At 58.6% G+C, this 18,913-nt stretch carries 13 protein-coding genes and 3 tRNA genes; 6 read left to right on the forward strand and 10 right to left on the reverse strand.

The genetic code is table 11. From position 1 onward, the window contains the following. Positions 1–83 precede the first annotated feature (83 nt). From rlmM to B4056_RS01055, 4 genes are all read right to left on the reverse strand, one after another. Positions 84–1,184 (reverse strand): 23S rRNA (cytidine(2498)-2'-O)-methyltransferase RlmM, encoded by a 1,101-nt coding sequence (rlmM, locus tag B4056_RS01040; RefSeq protein ID WP_039379921.1) that lies wholly within the window; start codon positions 1,182–1,184, stop codon positions 84–86. Further along, positions 1,177–1,572, reverse strand: coding sequence for a DUF423 domain-containing protein (locus B4056_RS01045; protein WP_039379923.1), 396 nt, complete (start codon positions 1,570–1,572; stop codon positions 1,177–1,179). Before B4056_RS01045 ends, rlmM begins: the two co-directional genes overlap by 8 nt. A gap of 50 nt (positions 1,573–1,622) precedes the next feature. Further along, a complete protein-coding gene (locus tag B4056_RS01050) occupies positions 1,623–2,540 on the reverse strand; it encodes a transcriptional regulator GcvA (RefSeq protein WP_039379926.1) in 918 nt (305 codons plus the stop codon). A gap of 335 nt (positions 2,541–2,875) precedes the next feature. Next, the gene (locus tag B4056_RS01055; protein WP_039379928.1) at positions 2,876–3,100 is read right to left on the reverse strand and encodes a YgdI/YgdR family lipoprotein; all 225 of its coding nucleotides are present in this window, start codon (positions 3,098–3,100) and stop codon (positions 2,876–2,878) included. A 206-nt stretch (positions 3,101–3,306) separates the two neighbouring features. Between B4056_RS01055 and csdA the strand changes: the two genes are divergently transcribed. Together csdA and csdE are read left to right on the forward strand one after the other, a co-directional pair. Further along, the gene (gene csdA, locus B4056_RS01060) at positions 3,307–4,512 is read left to right on the forward strand and encodes a cysteine desulfurase CsdA (RefSeq protein ID WP_113655780.1); all 1,206 of its coding nucleotides are present in this window, start codon (positions 3,307–3,309) and stop codon (positions 4,510–4,512) included. Positions 4,513–4,516: 4 nt separating this feature from the next. After that, positions 4,517–4,960 (forward strand): cysteine desulfurase sulfur acceptor subunit CsdE, encoded by a 444-nt coding sequence (gene csdE / locus B4056_RS01065; protein WP_039379933.1) that lies wholly within the window; start codon positions 4,517–4,519, stop codon positions 4,958–4,960. On the opposite strand, the gene tcdA is transcribed toward csdE, so the two are convergent. Then, complete coding sequence (gene tcdA, locus B4056_RS01070; protein ID WP_150018608.1) at positions 4,948–5,754, reverse strand: tRNA cyclic N6-threonylcarbamoyladenosine(37) synthase TcdA; 807 nt, start codon at positions 5,752–5,754, stop codon at positions 4,948–4,950. The genes csdE and tcdA overlap by 13 nt on opposite strands. 83 nt (positions 5,755–5,837) lie before the next feature. Continuing rightward, complete coding sequence (gene mltA, locus B4056_RS01075) at positions 5,838–6,986, reverse strand: murein transglycosylase A (protein WP_071668551.1); 1,149 nt, start codon at positions 6,984–6,986, stop codon at positions 5,838–5,840. A gap of 205 nt (positions 6,987–7,191) precedes the next feature. Between mltA and B4056_RS01080 the strand changes: the two genes are divergently transcribed. The 3 genes from B4056_RS01080 (at position 7,192) to B4056_RS01090 (ending at position 7,524) form a co-directional block, all read left to right on the forward strand. Then, positions 7,192–7,268: transfer RNA gene (locus tag B4056_RS01080), tRNA-Met, on the forward strand. A 51-nt stretch (positions 7,269–7,319) separates the two neighbouring features. Then, positions 7,320–7,396 (forward strand) — tRNA-Met (locus tag B4056_RS01085). A gap of 51 nt (positions 7,397–7,447) precedes the next feature. Next, a tRNA-Met gene (locus B4056_RS01090) sits at positions 7,448–7,524 on the forward strand. A gap of 89 nt (positions 7,525–7,613) precedes the next feature. Here the strand turns inward: B4056_RS01090 and amiC are convergent. Next, positions 7,614–8,849 carry an N-acetylmuramoyl-L-alanine amidase AmiC gene (gene amiC, locus B4056_RS01095; RefSeq protein WP_039379939.1) on the reverse strand — a complete coding sequence of 412 codons (1,236 nt, stop codon included), beginning with the start codon at positions 8,847–8,849 and terminating at the stop codon, positions 7,614–7,616. Between the two features lie 232 nt (positions 8,850–9,081). Here amiC and argA point away from each other — a divergent pair, with 232 nt between their 5' ends. After that, positions 9,082–10,410: an amino-acid N-acetyltransferase gene (argA, locus tag B4056_RS01100; RefSeq protein ID WP_094111694.1), complete on the forward strand. Its 1,329-nt coding sequence runs from the start codon at positions 9,082–9,084 to the stop codon at positions 10,408–10,410. 170 nt (positions 10,411–10,580) lie between these two features. Here argA and recD read toward each other — a convergent pair whose 3' ends face one another. From recD to ptrA, 3 genes are read right to left on the reverse strand one after another with little or no spacing between them, the layout of a single operon-like run. Continuing rightward, positions 10,581–12,428: an exodeoxyribonuclease V subunit alpha gene (gene recD / locus B4056_RS01105; RefSeq protein WP_288653520.1), complete on the reverse strand. Its 1,848-nt coding sequence runs from the start codon at positions 12,426–12,428 to the stop codon at positions 10,581–10,583. After that, on the reverse strand, positions 12,425–15,967 hold the full coding sequence (gene recB, locus B4056_RS01110; RefSeq protein WP_288653522.1) for an exodeoxyribonuclease V subunit beta: 3,543 nt from the start codon (positions 15,965–15,967) through the stop codon (positions 12,425–12,427). The genes recD and recB overlap by 4 nt, the downstream gene beginning before the upstream one ends. Continuing rightward, a complete protein-coding gene (gene ptrA / locus B4056_RS01115; RefSeq protein ID WP_288653524.1) occupies positions 15,964–18,858 on the reverse strand; it encodes a pitrilysin in 2,895 nt (964 codons plus the stop codon). Before ptrA ends, recB begins: the two co-directional genes overlap by 4 nt. Positions 18,859–18,913: the final 55 nt, after the last annotated feature.

The following is an 18,913-nucleotide window of genomic DNA, read 5'->3' on the forward strand; positions in this document are numbered from 1 at the left end:
ACGCATAAATACGTCAGGGACGCATAAATGCGTCCCCTACAATTATCGTAGGGGCGCCATTAATGGCGCCCGTTGCTGACAGATCAGCGTTCGTCGCGACGACCGCCTGCAGCAGCCCAGATGCGCCGGACGTGTACCGTTACCTCTTCACGATCGTGATACAGCTGACGCGCCTGAATCTGGGCGTTGATACCCTGCGCTTTTAACGCTTCATCCATCATCGCCAGATTCTGCGTGACCTCTTCATAGCGCTTTTTCATCGGCAGCTTGAGGTTGAAAATCGCTTCACGACACCAGCCGTTTACCAGCCACTCAGTCATTAACGTGGCCACGCGCACCGGTTTTTCTACCATATCGCATACCAGCCAGCTGATATTGCTGCGCGGCGGGCGAAACTTAAAACCATCCTCACGACAGTGGGTAACCTGTCCGGTATCCATCAGGCTCGGTGCCATCGGGCCGTTATCAACCGCGTAGACCCACATGCTGCGCTTCACCAGCTGATAGGTCCAGCCGCCCGGGCAGGCGCCCAGATCGACCGCATACATGCCGCTTCCCAGGCGTTCGTCCCACTCATCGGCCGGCACAAACACATGAAACGCCTCTTCCAGTTTGAGCGTTGAGCGGCTGGGAGCGTCAGAAGGAAACTTCAGTCGCGGGATCCCCATATAGAATGGCGAATTATTTTCCGGCAGCGAATAACCTACATAGCAGGTGCCCGGAGCGATAAAAAACACGTGCACCACCGGCCGCTTAGGACTCTCATAATTGAGCAGGATATTGCTGGCACGCAGGCTGGCGCGCAGCGGCACCGTCAGCTTGCGGCAAAATTTAGTCAGCTCTTTGGCTTCGTTGGTATCCGGAACCTCGACCCGCAGCTCTCCCCCTTTCTCCACCACTCCGGTCAGCATGCCGGTAATGGGAGTAATGCGATCTTCGGGAGGTAAATCGCGCAGCAGCTCGCCAACCACCAGCATCTGCCGGGCAAAAATCAGTTCAGCAAACGGTAGCGAGCGCAGCAGCTTCTCTGCATCTTCTGGCTGATAGCACTCAAACAGCACGTAGCCCGCTTCTTCTTTTACCCGCGGAAAGCCGTAAATTTCCCGCTCTGCTGCTTTAGCGCTGATTTCTGCCGCGCACTCTTTTTCAAACCCGGGACGACAATAGAGTAATACTTTATTCATGGCGTTCTGCCTTTGTTTTCAGACGCAGCGCGCCAATCAACATCAAAAACCAGCCGATCAGGAAGCAAAATCCTCCCGCCGGCGTAACAAACACCCAGAACTGCAGGTGCGACAGCGCCAGGCAATAGAGACTGCCGCTGAAAAGAACGGTACCCAGCGCCATCGCTGCGCTGCTCCAGTAAAACCAGATATTAGCGCGTCGCAGCATCGCGGCACCCAGTCCCATTACCGCCAGCGTGTGGTAAGCCTGATACTCCAGGCCGGTATGGATCCACGCCATTTCAGATGGCCCCAGCGATTTACTTAATACGTGCGCGCCAAACGCACCAAACGCCACCAGCACGAAGCCGCTGATGGCTGCAAATATAAACATGGCACGACTGGACATCGATCTATCCTCATGGTCCCGCCGCACATCACTGTGCAGCGAACGGTAGCTTAGTGATCGTAGCGAAAACGGAATTTTTCCTGTTCGGTAGCGGCTTTTTCCAGAATCCACTGACGAAAGGCGGCTATTTTACCCAGTTCTGCCTGACTGTCATGACAAACCAGATAAAAAGCGTTTTTACTTACCAGCACATCATTGAACGGGCAGACCAGGCGCCCTGCTTCGATCTCACTCTCTGCCATCACGTTGTTCGCCAGCGCCACACCCTGCCCGTGGATCGCTGCCTGCAGTACCATGGCACTGTGGCTGAAAATAGGCCCCTGTTGCACATTGATATGCTGCAGTCCCAGCTGGCGGGTGTAGGCCTGCCAGTCACGACGCGACGCATCATGCAGCAGCGTAAAGTGCGCCAGATCGGCGGGCGATTTCAGCGGATTATCGCCGGAGAGCAGCAGCGGTGAGCAGACCGGCAGCAGATATTCAGCGTAGAGCTTATCCACCCGCAGGCCTGGCCAGTTGCCCCGGCCATAGAAGATAGCGACGTCAACATCGTCTGCCAGCTTCTCCTCTTCACGGTCTACCGCCTGAATACGCACGTCGATTCCCGGATAAGCCATATTAAAGCTGGAGAGACGCGGAACCAGCCACTGAATCGCAAAGCTCGGCAGCAGGCTGACCGTGAGCGCCCCTTTAGCGCTGCGCGCCTGCAGCTTGCGGGTCGCATCGTTAAGCGCTGAAAAAATCTCTTTGATATCGAGATAGTAACTCTGCCCCTCTTCCGTCAGCAGCAGCGAGCGGTTGCGGCGGCGGAACAGCTTGAGCCCGAGAAAATCCTCAAGCGACTTGATCTGATGGCTCACCGCCGCCTGGGTCACAAACAGCTCTTCAGCGGCTTTGGTAAAGCTCAGATAGCGGGCAGCCGCGTCAAAAACACGTAAAGCATTGAGCGGCGGAAGGCGTTTAGACATGGTTTTCCACAGATGGATTCATAGTGTAAAACTGCAACTTATACAACGTCGTCAGCTATTAGATTTTTTAATCCGAGACATTATAATTTGTCCGTTGAGGAAGCTCCAGCAAATACCTATAGTTGCCGCACTTCCAGAGCCGGAACGAAAAGTTTTCTGAAAACGTGCGAGAGATCGCAGACTTTTGGAGAGCTTTTGGCTTGTGGTCGTGATGTTGTGTTTGCATTTTTTGATCTGAATCTTGCAGATCAAACTTTTAATTCCTGAGATTTACCCTGTCTGTCCAAAGTGATTTTATGTAGCACCGCAAATTGCGGTGCTTTTTTTTCGTAATTTTACTGCCCCATCTCAACCATCTCTTTCACATCAGAGCGGTTAATCTGCTGCTCATTGCCATTGGCATCTTTATAGCTGATCATACCGGTATCATCATCAACTTTTGGCTTGCCGTCAGCGACAATCGTGCGGCCATCGTTCGTGTGCATAACATAGTTGCTGGAACAGGCCGCCAGGGTAAATGCCATGGTGCAGACAGCCAGCACTGCGGTAAGTTTGTTCATCTTCTATCTCCTTGCAGATTGATTGCATTAAACCGCCCGCAGCCACGACATTGCGCCATCAGCCTGAAAGCACGGCTGAAAATGGCGAACGGGTTATGCGGGTTTCGGTTCAAACCTTGCCATAATGAGCATAACGCGCTTTTACAGCTTTGCCAGCCTGCAGCCTGCTGTTACGGCTGGCCCTAAATCACCGGAGTGGGCCCGATATGACCATCTTCTCTCCTGGCGCTTTTCGTCAGCAGTTTCCTGCGCTAAATGATGCCGGCGTCTATCTTGACAGCGCCGCCACGGCGCTCAAGCCGCAGGCGGTCATTGATGCCACCGCACAGTTCTATTCGCTCAGTGCCGGCACCGTGCACCGCAGCCAGTTTGCTGCGGCGCGTGCGCTGACGGCACAGTATGAACAGGCGCGCGGCGTGGTCGCACAGTGGCTGAATGCCGCTGACGATCGGCAGATTGTCTGGACGCGCGGCACCACTGAGGCGATCAATCTGGTGGCGTACAGCTGGCTGGCACCGCGCCTGCAGCCGGGTGATGAAATCATCGTCAGCGAGGCGGAGCATCACGCTAACCTGGTGCCGTGGCTGATGGTGGCTCAGGCAAGCGGCGCCACGGTAGTGAAATGGCCGCTGGGAGCCGATCGCCGACCCGACATTGCCCTGCTGCCGGAGCTGATCAACACGCGCACCCGCCTGCTGGCCGTGAGCCAGATGTCAAACGTCACCGGCGGCTGTCCGGATCTGGCGCAGGCTATCGCGCTGGCGCATGAGGCGGGTGCAAAGGTCATGGTGGATGGCGCGCAGGGCGTGGTGCACTGCCCGCCTGACGTGCAGGCGCTGGATATCGACTTCTATGCGTTTTCCGGCCACAAACTTTATGGTCCGATGGGCATTGGCGTGCTGTATGGCAAAGCAGAGTTGCTGGAGTCGATGCAGCCGTGGCAGGGCGGCGGCAAAATGCTGACGCAGGTTGACTTCAGCGGATTTACGCCGCAGCCGGTACCGTGGCGCTTTGAGGCCGGAACGCCCAACGTGGCGGGTGTGGTGGGCCTCAGCGCGGCGCTGAACTGGCTGTCGCACCATCATCAGGAAAAAGCGGAGATGTGGAGTCAGCAGCTCGCCTGCCTGGCCGAAGAGCAGCTAAGCACGCTGCCCGGCTTTCGCAGCTTCCGCTGCGGCTCTTCCAGCCTGCTTGCCTTTGATATTGCGGGGATCCATCACAGCGATATCGTCACGCTGCTGGCTGAACAGGGCATTGCGCTGCGTGCCGGGCAGCACTGCGCGCAGCCGCTGATGGCAGCTCTGGGCGTCAGCGGTACGCTGCGCGTCTCGTTCGCGCCTTATAATAACCTGCAGGATGTGGATGCGCTGGTGCGCGCCATGCACTGCGCCGTGAACCTTTTAGGTGAATAATCTCATGACAACCCTGCTCGCTCCCCACCCCTTTGGCCATACGATCACCGCTCAGGGGCTGACCGACACGTTTGCCCGCTTTCAGCAGTGGGAAGATCGCTACCGGCAGCTGATTCAGCTCAGCCGTCAGCTGCCGGCGCTGCCGGAAGAACTGAAGTGTGCGGAGATCGAGCTGAGCGGCTGTGAAAACCGCGTCTGGCTCAGCAGCCAGCAGCTGCCTGACGGCACGCTGCATTTTTATGGCGACAGTGAGGGGCGGATTGTGCGTGGCCTGCTGGCCGTGCTGCTGACCGCCACCGAAGGAAAAACCCCGGCACAGCTGCTGGCCCAGGATCCGCTGGCGCTGTTTGATACGCTGGGACTGCGCGCGCAGCTGAGCGCGTCACGCAGCAGCGGTCTGCAGGCGCTGGCAGAGGCGGTAATGCGCGCGGCGCGTCAGGCAGCCTGACGCGCCCTGCGCGCCTGAAACTTCTTCAGCGCGTGCGATACGGCGATAAATCCAAACGTGGCGGTCACCATGGTTGCCGCCCCGAAGCCTGCAGCGCAATCCATCCGCTTCGGGCCTTCTGCCGTGCTGCGCGAGGCGCATACGCTGCCGTCGGGCTGCGGATAGACCAGCGCTTCAGTGGAAAACACGCAGTCGATGCCCAGTTTGCCCTTACTGTTTTTTACCACGCCAAAATCACTTTTCAGGCGCTCGCGCAGTTTAGCCGCCAGCGGATCCTGGATGGTTTTCGCCAAATCGCTGACCTGAATCTGCGTGGGATCGATCTGTCCGCCTGCCCCGCCGGTGGTAATAAGCGGGACTTTATTACGCCGGCACCAGGCAATCAGCGCCGCTTTCGGCCGCACGCTGTCGATGGCATCAATCACATAGTCAAACCCGGCAGAGAGCAATTCGGCGGTGTTTTGCGGCGTGATAAAGTCGTCAATGCAGGTGACAACGCACTCCGGATTGATGGCGCGGATGCGGGCGGCCATGACCTCCGTTTTTGCCTGACCGACATTGCCCTGCTGCGCATGGATCTGCCGGTTGGTATTGGTAATACAGACATCATCCATATCGATCAGCGTAATGTGTCCGATGCCGGTACGCGCCAGCGCTTCAGCGGCCCAGGAGCCTACGCCGCCAATACCAATTACGCAGAAATGCGCCTCTGCAAACTGCTGCAGCGCCTCCTGTCCATAAAGACGCGCCGTTCCGCCAAAGCGCTGTCGCCAGGCGTCGCTTACCACTTTCATATCTGACCTTTACTCCGGAATGCGGTGCGCCGCGTGGCGCACCCGATAATGTACTCTCCTGCAGAGAGCTGGCTGTCAGTGTATCAATTTGCACCGGTCAGCAGTGAACCGTTATTGCCGTTTTGCGCAGTGCTGAACAGCGGCTGTCCGGCACCGGGAGCCGTCTTCAGTACCCAGACGCGGCCGTAGTGGTTATAGAAGCCAGCCAGATGTGCGGCGTCCGGGCCTACGCCCTGATAGATATCAAAGTGCTGGCCTTTGATTGCGCCACCGACGTCCAGCGCCACCATCAGACGCATTTCATACTTACCGTTGAACTTACCTTTTGCATTCAGCTGCGGCACTTCCGCCAGCAGTGCCGTGCCCGCCGGGATCAGAGAGCGGTCAGAGGCAACCGATGCTTTGGCAATCAGCGGAACTGCGCTGGCACCCCGCACCGGCACGTACTCTTCAGGTTTAAAGAAGACAAAGGACTGGTTGGTCTCCAGCACATCACGCACTTCCTGCGGTGAATGCTCCTCAGCCCACTGCCGGATGGCCTGCATCGACATATCTTCGCGTTTGACTTCACCGCGATCGATCAGCTCTTTACCAATGCTGTGATAAGCCCAGCCATTTTTACCGCCGTAGCCAAAGAAGCGCAGCGGACGTCCGTCCCCAAAATCGACGTAGCCGCTGCCCTGCACATCCATCATAAAGTTGTCGATCAGCGAGTTGCTCCAGGCGATAACGTAGCGCTCATCGAGCGCGCCGCTATAAATGCCGGCGCGGCTCGGCAGCTTCGCCCCGCGCGGGCGCGGCGGCATGCGGTAAATAGGATACTGAAACTCGCCCTGCCGGGTGTAACGCGCTTCCACTACCGGCGTGTAGTAACCGGTAAACTGCACGTTGCCATAATTGTCGGTGCCTTCCATCTGAAACGCATTCAGGCCGAACTGACGCAGCTGACGCGTATCTGCACCCGAAAGCAGCCAGTTCTGGATAGCGCTGTAGGTGTCATTATTACGGCTGAACAGACGCGAGGAAGCGGACTGAATCTGCTGCACCTGCAGGCCAAAATCCTGCCCGTTAACCGGACGCCCTTTGGCATTAGGCTCATTAACCAGCCCGAGCGGTTGCTCCAGCTTGCCATCAATATATTGCTGACCGCGATCGGTCGGCTTTGAGCTACAACCCGCTAATAGCGCCAGAAATGCGCCAGTGAGTGCATACTTTACCCGGTGTCCGTTCATGACTCTCTCTTGTTGTCGGTTGTTCGCCCGGCGACGATAGCAAAGCCCTGGTCATAATGAAATCTGCCACCCGCCATCGCCTTCACATCTGTACGTTTTTTCATCCGGATGCGACATTATTCAGCAACTGCTTATGGATTTCACCCGTTAAGCGCAAAAAGGGGTTGCATCGTCACGCGCCAGGTGTATAGTGCGCATCCACGGACGCGGGGTGGAGCAGCCTGGTAGCTCGTCGGGCTCATAACCCGAAGGTCGTCGGTTCAAATCCGGCCCCCGCAACCAATTCTTCTTAATGAAGAGACAATATGAAGTGTCGCTCAGGCGACAGACGGACGCGGGGTGGAGCAGCCTGGTAGCTCGTCGGGCTCATAACCCGAAGGTCGTCGGTTCAAATCCGGCCTCCGCAACCAATTGTCTTAAGAAGAATACAATGTGAAACGTCGCTCAGTGCGACAGACGGACGCGGGGTGGAGCAGCCTGGTAGCTCGTCGGGCTCATAACCCGAAGGTCGTCGGTTCGAATCCGGCCCCCGCAACCAATTCTTTTGATGAAGAAACATAAAACACCTTAACGGGTGTTTTTTTGTTTCTGCCGCCGGAAAAAAGCGGCATTGCTGCCGCCCTGCCCTTACCGCCGTGCCAGCACGCCGCCTTTATCAAAATAGGCTTTGATACCGTGAAAAATCGCTTCGGCCACCTGATGCTGATAGCGTGCGGTTCGCAGCTTGCGCTCCTCCTCCACGTTACTGATAAACGCCGTCTCAACCAGAATTGACGGGATATCGGGCGCTTTCAGCACGGCAAAACCCGCCTGATCAACCGTACGCTTATGCAGATGATTGATGTGCCCCATGCGCGCCAGTACCTCTTTGCCAAATTTCAGGCTGTCACTGATGGTCTGACGCTGCACCATATCGAACATCGTGTGGTCGAGATAGCGATCGCCGCTCATGCTGACGCCGCCAATCAGATCGGCTTCGTTCTGCGTCTGTGCCAGGAAACGGGCTGCGGCAGAGGTCGCGCCGCGCGTGGAGAGCGCGAATACCGAAGAGCCACGCGCTGCCCGGCTGGTAAACGCATCGGCATGAATCGAAACAAACAGATCGGCACGCTGCTTGCGCGCTTTTGCCACCCGCACGCGCAGTGGAATAAACACATCTTCGTTACGCGTCATGTAGGCTTTCATATTGTGCTCTTTATCGATCAATGCCCGCAGGTAGCGACCAATCTTCAGTACAATATCCTTTTCACGCGTTTTGTATTTGCCGTGCGCACCGGGATCTTCGCCGCCGTGTCCGGGATCGATCATGATAATGATCGGACGATCGCGCCCCGCCTTACCCGGCAACGGTGCCTGCGCAGGCTGATCGCGCTCCAGATCGCCTTTGTTGTAATCGTTGAGCAGCGCCAGCAGCGGATCGTCGGCGTGCGATGCCTGACTGGGGTACAGATCCACCACCAGCCGGTTTTTGATACCGGCCACGGGCGCCAGGGTAAAGGTTTTTGGTGCGACGTTACGCTTCAGCTCCAGCACAATCCGCACCGTGTGCGGATCAAACTGCCCGACCCGGGCCGTTTTGATAAAGGGATCGTCTGTGCGCACCAGCTTATTGATGCCTTTCAGCGCCGGATTGATATGCAGATTTTTGATATCAATGACCAGGCGTTCAGGGTTGCTCAACGCAAACTGCTTGTAGTGCAGCGGGATATTCGACTCCAGCGTGACGCGGGAGTACGTTGATGAAGGCCAGATGCGTACCGCAACAATGTGCTGACTCGCTGCCAGCCCGGTACGCGTTACGCTAAGTAGCCATAGCGCACCGGCACCTTGTAATAACCGTCTTCGGGAAAAAGCCTGGGACATGCCACTCCAACTACTGTGTTATGGATAAATCTGCGTCAGCCGACGCTCAGAAAGCGAAAACTTTATCCAATCTGGCAACGCTTGTCTCGTCGGAAAAGCCAGATAATGCAGTCTGTTATCAACGGATGCATCTGAAAAATCGTAAAGTAACGTCAGGCGCAACGCTTGCAATACGGCGAAAAACAGAATAAAAATACACTAATTACGAATAACCATTCACAGAGGGTGCACCGTGAAGGAACGCAGTACCGAGCTGGTTCAGGGTTTTCGCCATACCGTTCCCTATATTAATGCCCATCGCAACAAGACGTTTGTCATCATGCTGGGCGGCGAAGCCATTGAGCATGAAAACTTCTCCAGTATCGTTAACGATATTGGCCTGCTGCATAGCCTGGGCATCCGTCTGGTGGTGGTCTATGGCGCACGTCCGCAGATTGATGCCAGCATGGCGCAGCAGCAGCTGGAGCCTCTCTATCACAAACATACCCGCGTGACCGATGCGCAATCGCTGGAGCTGGTAAAGCAGGCGGCGGGCCGTCTGCAGCTTGATATTACGGCGCGTTTGTCGATGAGCCTTAACAACACGCCGCTGCAGGGCGCGCATATTAATGTCGTCAGCGGTAACTTTATCATTGCCCAGCCGCTGGGCGTGGATGATGGCGTTGACTACTGTCACAGCGGACGCATTCGCCGTATTGATGAAGAGGCGATTCACCGCCAGCTGGATAATAACGCGATTGTACTGCTCGGCCCGGTCGCCGTCTCTGTAACCGGCGAAAGCTTTAATCTCACCTCAGAAGAGGTTGCCACGCAGCTCGCCATCAAGCTCAAGGCAGAGAAGATGATTGGCTTCTGCTCCGAGCAGGGCGTGACCGATCGCGCTGGCACAATTATTTCAGAGCTGTTTCCCGGTGATGCGCAGACGCGCATTGATGAGATGGAGAGCGACGGCGATTTTCTGTCCGGTACGGTGCGCTTTCTGCGCGGCGCGGTGAAAGCGTGTCGCAGCGGCGTGCGCCGCAGCCATCTGATCAGCTATCAGGAGGATGGCGCACTGCTGCAGGAGCTCTTCTCACGCGACGGTATCGGTACACAGATTGTTATGGAATCTGCTGAGCAGATCCGGCGCGCCAACATCAACGATATTGGCGGCATCCTGGAACTGATCCGTCCGCTGGAGCAGCAGGGTATTCTGGTACGGCGCTCGCGTGAACAGCTGGAGATGGAGATCGATAAGTTTACCATCATCCAGCGCGATAATATGACCATCGCCTGTGCCGCGCTCTACCCGTTCCCGGATGAGCAGATTGGCGAAATGGCGTGTGTGGCAGTACATCCCGACTATCGCAGCTCATCACGCGGCGAGCTGCTGCTGGATCGCGTGGCGCTACAGGCGCGGCAGATGGGGCTAAAAAAGCTGTTTGTGCTCACCACCCGCAGCATTCACTGGTTTCAGGAGCGGGGCTTTACGCCAGTAGATATTGAGTCGCTGCCAGAGAGCAAGCAGCAGATGTATAACTATCAGCGTCGCTCAAAGGTGCTGATGGCAGATTTAAAATAAGCCACGTATTCCAGGGCCGCATAAATGCGGCCCCTGCGTGATCCTGTAGGGGCGCCATTTATGGCGCCCTGGCCGCACGGGAAATTCCGGGCCGCGTTATTTTTCCCCAGGGCCGCATTAATGCGGCCCCTACAGGAGCACGTAGGGGCGCGATTATCCTGTACGAAGCTTTACGCGTCAGACGTCGCGCCAAGCCGTGACAGCAGGCCGCTGCGGCGCTGCGTGCGCAGCTGGACTGCGCGACGGAAAATGTTTTCATCACTGTAGAGCGTCAGCTGCCTGCGGGCACGCGTAATCGCGGTATAAATTAACTCCCGCGTCAGCACCGGTAAAAACTGGGCCGGCATCACCAGCGCGGTGTGCTCAAACTCCGAACCCTGCGACTTGTGCACCGTCATGGCCCAGGCGGTATCGTGTGCCGGCAGTCGGCTCGGCTGGACCGCTTTGATGGTCCCGTCCGGCAGCGGGAAGAAGACCTTCAGCACGCCCTCCTCGTCTGTCAGCGTGATACCGATATCGCCGTTAAACAGGCCCAGCGCGCTGTCATTGCGCGTGACCATTACCGGCCGTCCCGGATACCAGCGGCTGCCGCCTGCGGGGCGACGGATCAGCTGCAGCTGTATCAGCTTCTGCTCAATACGCTGATTGAGTCCTTCCACGCCAAACGGCCCTTCGCGCAGCGCGCACAGCAGCTGATAGCGGCCGAAAGAGGCGAGGATATCAGCCGGCGCGACATCCTCAGCTACCTGCTGCAGAAAGTCCCGATAACCAGCAGCAATCTCATTCAGCATTCGCTGATACGCTTCACCGCTGTTTAGCGGCGCACGCGCAATATCACTGAAATTGCTCTGAAAGGCGCGCTCCACCGCCTGCGCATCACCGGCGTTAACGGCTGCTGCCAGCTGGCCGATGCCGGAGCTGGCATCAAAACGGTAGCTTTTACGCAGCAGGCAGATCGCATCGCGCACCGCGGGTGCTGCGGTTTCATTACTGCCGCCGATCTCACAGCCGGTCATCAGCGTCAGCTGCGTGGCGCGCACCGGACTGTAGCCCGCCTCCGCACAGCGACAGATATCGCCCAGTACCGCTCCCGCCTCTACGGAGGCAAGCTGGTCGCGGTCGCCGAGAAAAATTACCCGCGCCTGCGATGGCAGCGCGGCAATCAGGCTGGCCATCATGCCGAGATCCACCATGGAAGCTTCATCCACCACCAGCACATCGAGATGCAGCGGATTACCGGCATGGTAACGCAAACGCTGCGTTTCAGGCTGTGCGCCCAGCAGGCGATGCAGCGTGGTGGCCTCCTCCGGAAAGCGCTGGCGCTCCTGCTCGCTGACCGCCAGCTGCTGCAGCGCTTTTCCCAGTGACTCCGTCAGGCGCGCCGCCGCTTTGCCGGTTGGGGCCGCCAGCTGAATGCGCAGCGCGCCGTCGCTCAGGCGGATCAGCGCCGCCAGCAGTTTTGCCACGGTGGTGGTTTTGCCGGTGCCCGGCCCGCCGGAAATCACCGCGGTCTTCTGCGTTAATGCGACAGCAGCGGCAATCTTCTGCCAGTCATCCGGCGCGGTGCCAAACAGCGCATCCAGCACGCTGCGTACCTGCTCCGGGGCAAACGGCTGCGGCGCAGCCTGAGGATGGAAAAAGCGCGCCACGTCACCTTCATGATGCCATAAGCGATGCAGATAGAGCCGGTCGTCGCTCAGTACAACAGGGGCCGCACGATCGCGGGAGCTGAGCGCATCCCAGCCCGCCAGCAGGCTGTGCCAGTCGTGCGGATCGCCTGCTGCCTGCCAGATCGCCTGCGCCAGTTCGGGATGACGGCCGCGAAACAGCTGCTCGCGGTTAAGCTGGGCCAGCGGCAGGCAGACATGCCCTTCTCCGGCTTCAGCGCTGAGACAGGCAGCAGCCAGTAAGCGGGCGGGTTCATCGCTGGTGGCTATCAGCTGAGCAAACTGCACGTCCAGCGGGCGCAGCAGCCGCAGCTCTGTTGCCTGCTTTAATAGCGTAGTGATATCGCTCATGCATCCTCTCCCTGCCCGCGAAACAGGCTATCAAGTTGTGTGACAAATTCAGCGGCAGGACGGGTGAAAAAGACGCCATTATCAGGCGAACTGCCATCCATACCGCGCAAAAACAGATAAAACACGCCGCCCATATGCTGCTCATAGTCGTAATCGGGCAGCCGGTGCTGCAGAAACCGGTGCAGCGCCAGCGTATAGAGCTGATACTGCAAATCGTAGCGATGGTCAATCATCGCCTGTGCCATGGCATCCGGGGTATAGGCTTCATGACTCTCCCCCAGCCAGTTGGATTTATAATCCAGCAGGTAATATTTTCCGTCCCGGCGAAACACCAGGTCGATAAAGCCTTTGAGCATGCCCTGCACCTGACTGAAGTTAAGTGCGGGCGCCTGCGCAGAGAGCGGGTCATGCTGGCGCATCAGCCGGTCCAGCGCGGGAGCGGTAAGCAGAGCGCTGATAGGCAGATAAAACTCCATCTCAGTCAGGCGGTCGCGTGCGGCCACGTCAGCCAGCCGGATCTGCTGCGCATTAAGCGGCGTAGTCACAACCCGCTCAATCCAGCTGCTCAGCACCGGCTGCCAGTGCAGCGGGTAGCCATTCTGCTGCAGATGCTGCTCCAGCAGCTCCGTCCCTGGCGGCTGGGTAAAGTCGATCGACTCAAACAGCTCATGCAGAAACGTACCCGGTGCGGCACCGCGCGGAAAATGATGTGGCGTCAGCACAACCTCTTCGGTCGCCGCCTGCTGCTCTTCACCCGCCGCTTCCAGGTCGAAGTGGGGCACCACCTCCAGCAGGCGATGCGCGCTGTGCTGCTGCAGACCTGAATAGCTGGTCACGCGCCACGATTCAGCCAGCTGGCGCGTTATCGCGCGTGCATGCAGATCGTCGCGTACGCCAGCCTGCACCTGCCAGCGTGCGGCTTCAGCACGATCGGCCATCACCACCTCGCACCCTTCGCCGTTCAGCGCTTCCAGCAGCGCGCCGAGCTGCTCTGCCGTCGCCGCTTCGCCGCGCTGCAGCAGATAGCCCAGCGCACTTTTATGCAGGTCGCTCTCGCCCTCTTTTTTGCGCGCGCCGCGAAACAGCGGCGCCACGCCGATGCTGCAGTGATACACAGAGCGAGTCAGCGCAACATAAAGCAGGCGAAGATCTTCTGCCAGTCGCTCCTGTTCCGCCAGCGCCAGGCTCTGCTCATCGCCCTGCAAATCCAGCACCGCGCTGAAGTTATCGCGGTCGTGGTAAAGCGCAATATCTGCTTCACGGAATCCGGCTGCAAACGGCAGCCAGACCAGCGGATACTGCAGCCCTTTCGATTTATGGATGGTGACGATCTGCACCAGATGGCGGTCGCTCTCCAGTCGCAGCTGCTGGCTGGCCGACTGACTGTCGGGCCGCGCTATCTGCTGTGCCAGATAACGTACCAGCGCATGCGGGCTGTCAAGCTGCGATGCCGCTTCCTGCAGCAGCTCCCCCAGATGCAGCAGATCGGTCAGGCGGCGCTCGCCATTTTCCGACGCCAGCATATTTTCGGCCAGCTGGCGCTCCAGCATAATTTCCCGCAGCATTGGCAACACCCCACGCTGATGCCAGAGGCGCTGCCAGCGCGCAAAGGTATCTACCAGCGTGTCCCAGCCGCGCGCATCGCGATCGAGCGCATCCAGCTGAGCCGCATCCAGCGCAAATAGCGAAGTCGCCAGCGCCGTACGCAGCATCCGCTCCTGTTCCGGAGCCAGAATAGCGCGCAGCAGCCAGAGCAGCTCGCGCGCTTCCGGTGTCGTGTAAACGCTGTCGCGGTTAGAGAGATAGACTGAGGGGATCGCGAGCTGCGCCAGCGCTTCGCGGATCTGATTCGCTTCGTTGCGGCTGCGCACCAGCACCGTGATATCCGATGCCTGTACGGGCCGCAGCGCCGGCCCTTTTCCCAGCATCGCCTCGCCCTGCTGCCCCGCCTGCAGCCAGCGGCTGATATCCATTGCGCACTGCTTTGCCATTTGCTGCTGATATTCGCTGACGCTGGCACCGCTGCCGGGCTGCAGCCAGAAGCGCAGCGCGGGCTGCTCTCTGCCCTCTGCCTTTAGCGACAGCGCCTGGTTAGGCGGCGCAAACTGCACCGGCAAAAACGGAATTTCAGCAAACAGAAAGGGAGCCGGCAAGCGCGAGAAAAGCTGGTTTACGCTCTCTACCATCGCGGGTGACGAGCGCCAGTTAGTGTCCAGCGTATAGTGCGCCGCAATTTCATTACGCGCCCGGATATAGGTAAAAATATCCGCCCCGCGGAAAGCGTAGATCGCCTGTTTGGGATCGCCTATCAGCAGTAGCGCATGTTCAGGCTGATGCATATAGAGCGTACGGAAAATCCGGTACTGCTGCGGATCGGTATCCTGAAATTCATCGATCAGCGCCACCGGGTAGCGCTGCCGGATCAGCTGCGCCAGCTGCGCGCCGCCCGCCTGCTGCAGCGCATCATCAAGCCGGCTCAGCAGATCGTCAAAGCCCAGCAGCGCCTGCAGCCGCTTCTGTTTATGCACCGCCTCACGCACTTCGGTCAGCGCCCGAGCAATGACCACATCACGCAGCGACAGCGGTTCAGCCAGAAACGCGTCAATTGCGCTGAACAGCGCGTGCCGCGGGGCGTCGCCTTTTTTGGTTTTCTCATCCAGTATCCGCTGCCCGAAGCGTGCCAGCTCGGGCGGAACCTGGTAATCACTGCTGTCGCTATGGGCCCACTGGCTCACTTTACTGACCCAGGCGGGCAGATGTTTGCTGCTGTAGCTGCGCTTATCCACGCCCGACTGCTCAACCAGCGTCTGCACGTCATCACCCAGCGTTCGCCACTGCGCTTTGATCTCCGCGATGCGCGCCATATTACGTGCATGCCGCGACGCAAGCGTCTCCTGGTCATCCGGCGGCAGCCGCAGCGAGGGCGACTCTCCCTGCAGCCACGGGCGCAGGGTAGCCAGCAGCTGTTCCGGCCCCAGCCATTCGGTGACAATCACGCGCGCGATATCCAGCGTCAGCGGATAGCAGTGACGCCGCCAGAAATCAGCCGTTGCCTGACGCAGGAGCGGATGCTCATCTTCAATCAGCTGCTGTTCAAACAGCATGCCGGACTCAAACGCGTTAAGATTGAGCATACGCTGGCAGAAGCCGTGGATGGTGAAAATAGCGGCTTCATCCATCTGTCTTTCCGCCGCCAGCAGCAGCGAGGCGGCCTCTTCCCGCTGCGGGATCGCCTGCAGCAGTGCGGTCAGCATCGCATCGCTGCTGACGCCGCGAATACAGGCGAGCCGCAGCGCGTGGATATTCGCGCGGATACGACCGCGCAGCTCTGCCGTCGCCGCTTCGGTGAACGTCACCACCAGAATCTCTTCTACCGAGAGCGGACGGCTGTAAGCGTTCTCTTCGCCCAGACCCAGCAGCAGGCGCAGATAAAGCAGGCCGATGGTAAAGGTTTTACCCGTACCGGCAGAGGCCTCAATCAGGCGCTCGCCGCGCAGCGGCAGCGTCAGCGGATTGAGGGATTCAGCACGCTGACTCATGGCGTATCACTCTTAACCGGCAGCGACTGCTGCAGCTGCGCCAGCGCCGCCCAGGTGGTAAAGCCAGGCAGCGCTGCGTAATCTGCCTGCGGTGCGCTCTCCTGCGTACCGCTGATCTGGGAAATCATTGCCATTCCCTGCTGCCGGATCGCCTGCCGGAAGAAAGTGGCCAGCTGCGCCGGCGTCAGCTGCTGCACCTGCGCAATCACTTTCTCTCGCGTATCGAACGCATAGTTCTGACGGCTGAAGTCACGACTGTAGCGATTGGCTTCCTCCTCCAGCGTCTGAGGACGCTGTTTCAGCTCATTGATCATCGCCTGCTGGTACTGCGCAAAGGTCTCGGGCTTCATGCTGCGCAGCCGCTGTTCTGCCTGCGGATAGAATGCCTGGAAGCGCTGCAGCAGGAACGCGGGCTGCCGGCTGTTGCTCTGCAGCAGAAAACCGATGCCCCACTGGCGGCCTATCGGCATCTGATAGGTAAAGACGGCATAGCCCAGCTGCTCTTCCGTGCGCAGCTGGTTATAAAACCACGGCTGGATAATCTGACTCAGCAGCGTACTGGCAGCCATGCTTTGATATTCATCATACCCGACAGGCACATAGAGCGCCGCCAGCGCGGAATCGCTGCTGCTTCCCGCCTGCTGCAGGTTCGCCTTGATCGGTTTATCCACCACAACATAGTCACTGCGCCACGGTGCCTCTCCGCTGCTCTGCAGCTGCGCTTTCAGGGCCACGCCAAGCGCTTCCGTCTCTTTTGCTGAGAGATTACCCACCGCCAGCATCTCTGGTGTCGACTGATGCAGCAGCGCGTCACGCCAGGCGATCACCTCCTGCAGCGTGATCTCCGGCAGCAACCGGCGGCGTTCGTCGCGCTGGGTATAGGGCAGCTGCGACAGCATCTGCATCGGCTGGATCGCCTGTTCAAACGCTTTGCCTTTTTCAGCCGCATCCAGACGGTCGCGATACCAGGATTTAGCCTGAGCGAGCTGCGCTTCATCCGGACGGAAGCTGCTGTAACCGGCGACCAGCTCCTGCAGCAGCTGCGGCAAACGCTGGGTAAATCCGCTGGCGTTAAACACCAGGCCATCATCTTCTCCCACGGAGAAACTGATGCCACCCACCGACGCCTGGGAGTTGAGCTCATCCAGCGCCTGGCTGGAGAGATAATCATTCAGACCAAACAGCACCTGCTGACGCGCGTCGCCGATCGCTGCCTTATTGCGTAGCGCCAGGGTAATCGCCGCTTTTGGCTCGTCAGGATAGAACCGGCCCGGCATCCATAAAATACGCATTGCCGCGTCATTACTGAGCACAATCGGATGCGTGTAGTTTTTCCCGTCGCGTGCAATCAGTGAAAAGTCAGTGGGAATATAGGGATTGAGCGCGGGCAAAGAGAGCGTGATATGCGCTGCACGCTGCTGCCAGTCGCTGTACTGCGCGGCGCTGATTTTATCAACCTGATACGGCGCATTAACAAAGTAGGCCTGCTGATTGTGCGGCTCCTGCGGGCTGATATACCAGATGCGGGCATTTTGCGGCGTCATCTCACCAAGGCGTGCCGCTACCGCTGCAGGATCGAAGCGATCGGCAAGGTAAGGCGCATCCAGCGTGTGCGCGACCGGCACACGCAGCATGGTGTCGGCCAGCCACTGAATGTAGTCCATATCACGGGTAATTGACGGATAGCGGTAATCAAGCGCCAGCACATGCGATACCTCGTCAAAATAGCGCTTATCAATGCCGTTGCGGCGCAGCATATCGAGGTAGCTGAAAATGGCGGCCACGACTTCATCGCGTTGCGTCAGCCCTTTATCCGTCAGCGACACAGAAATAGTAAAGACGCCGCTGCTGCGCTCGGTGACCGGATCGGCCCCTGCGGTCACGCCATCGGCCAGTCCCTGCTTCTGCAGCCAGTCATTCAGCGTATTGGCGCTGCGGTTACCCAGCAGATAGCCAATCAGCGTATCGGTTTTGCTGCGGAAATCGGCGCTGTTGTTCGCGATCCGAAACTCAATCTTCAGCTGTTTACGCGGCTGAGCCGGCACGTAGTGAATAATGATGCCTTTCTGCGCTCCGGTGACCACCGGTACATCTATCTCCGGCACGCTAGCCGGATGTGCCGCGACGCGCCCAAAGGTGGCGGCGGCCATCTGCGCCATCTCAGAGAGCGGTTTATTGCTGTAAATCACTGCTTTCATCAGGCTGGCAGAATAGTGGGTACGGTAGAAGTCGCGCAGCGCCTGCTGCAGTTTGCTGCCCGGTTTATCACTCAGCGTCTCCAGGTTGCCTCCGGAGAAACGCGAACCCGGATGCTGCGGATTCAGCGTCTCAGCACTGACCTGCGCCATGCGCAGCCCGTCCCGCGAGCGCGCCATCGTCAGCTCTGCGTTGACGGCGTGACGTTCGCGATCGGCGTTAACCGGATCGAGCAGCGGCTCCGCAATCGCATCCGCCAGGCGATCTGCCGCAGGCTGCAGCGCATCGTTCTCCACTTCCAGATAGAATGCGGTGCGGTAAGAGGCGGTGCTGGCGTTGTGACTGCCGCCGTGCATTTTAAGAAATTCCGCAAGATTGTCGGGCTGGGGATAACGTTTTGAGCCCATCAGCACCATATGCTCCAGATAGTGCGCCAGCCCGGGCTGCTGGTCGGGATCGTCCAGCGAGCCAATCGGCAGCGTCAGCGCCGCCAGCGACTTCGGGGCCTCAGCGTCTGAAACCAGCAGCACCGTCATACCGTTGTTCAGGGTAATCGCCTGATAGCTGCGCGGATCGCGATCGCTTTTGCGGATAATGTCATTAACCGGCTGCCAGCCCTGTCCGGTATCGGCAAAAACATTCAGCGCCAGCGCGCCTGACAGCAGCGCGCCGATACAGCGTGCGTAAATCCGCATGTAAACCCCTTAATCTTACTCTGCCCTGCGGCTGGTTTTCCGCGCAGGTTTATCA

The sequence above is a fragment of the Pantoea sp. UBA7232 genome (genome assembly GCF_002473195.1).
Lineage (GTDB): Bacteria > Pseudomonadota > Gammaproteobacteria > Enterobacterales > Enterobacteriaceae > Pantoea > Pantoea eucrina.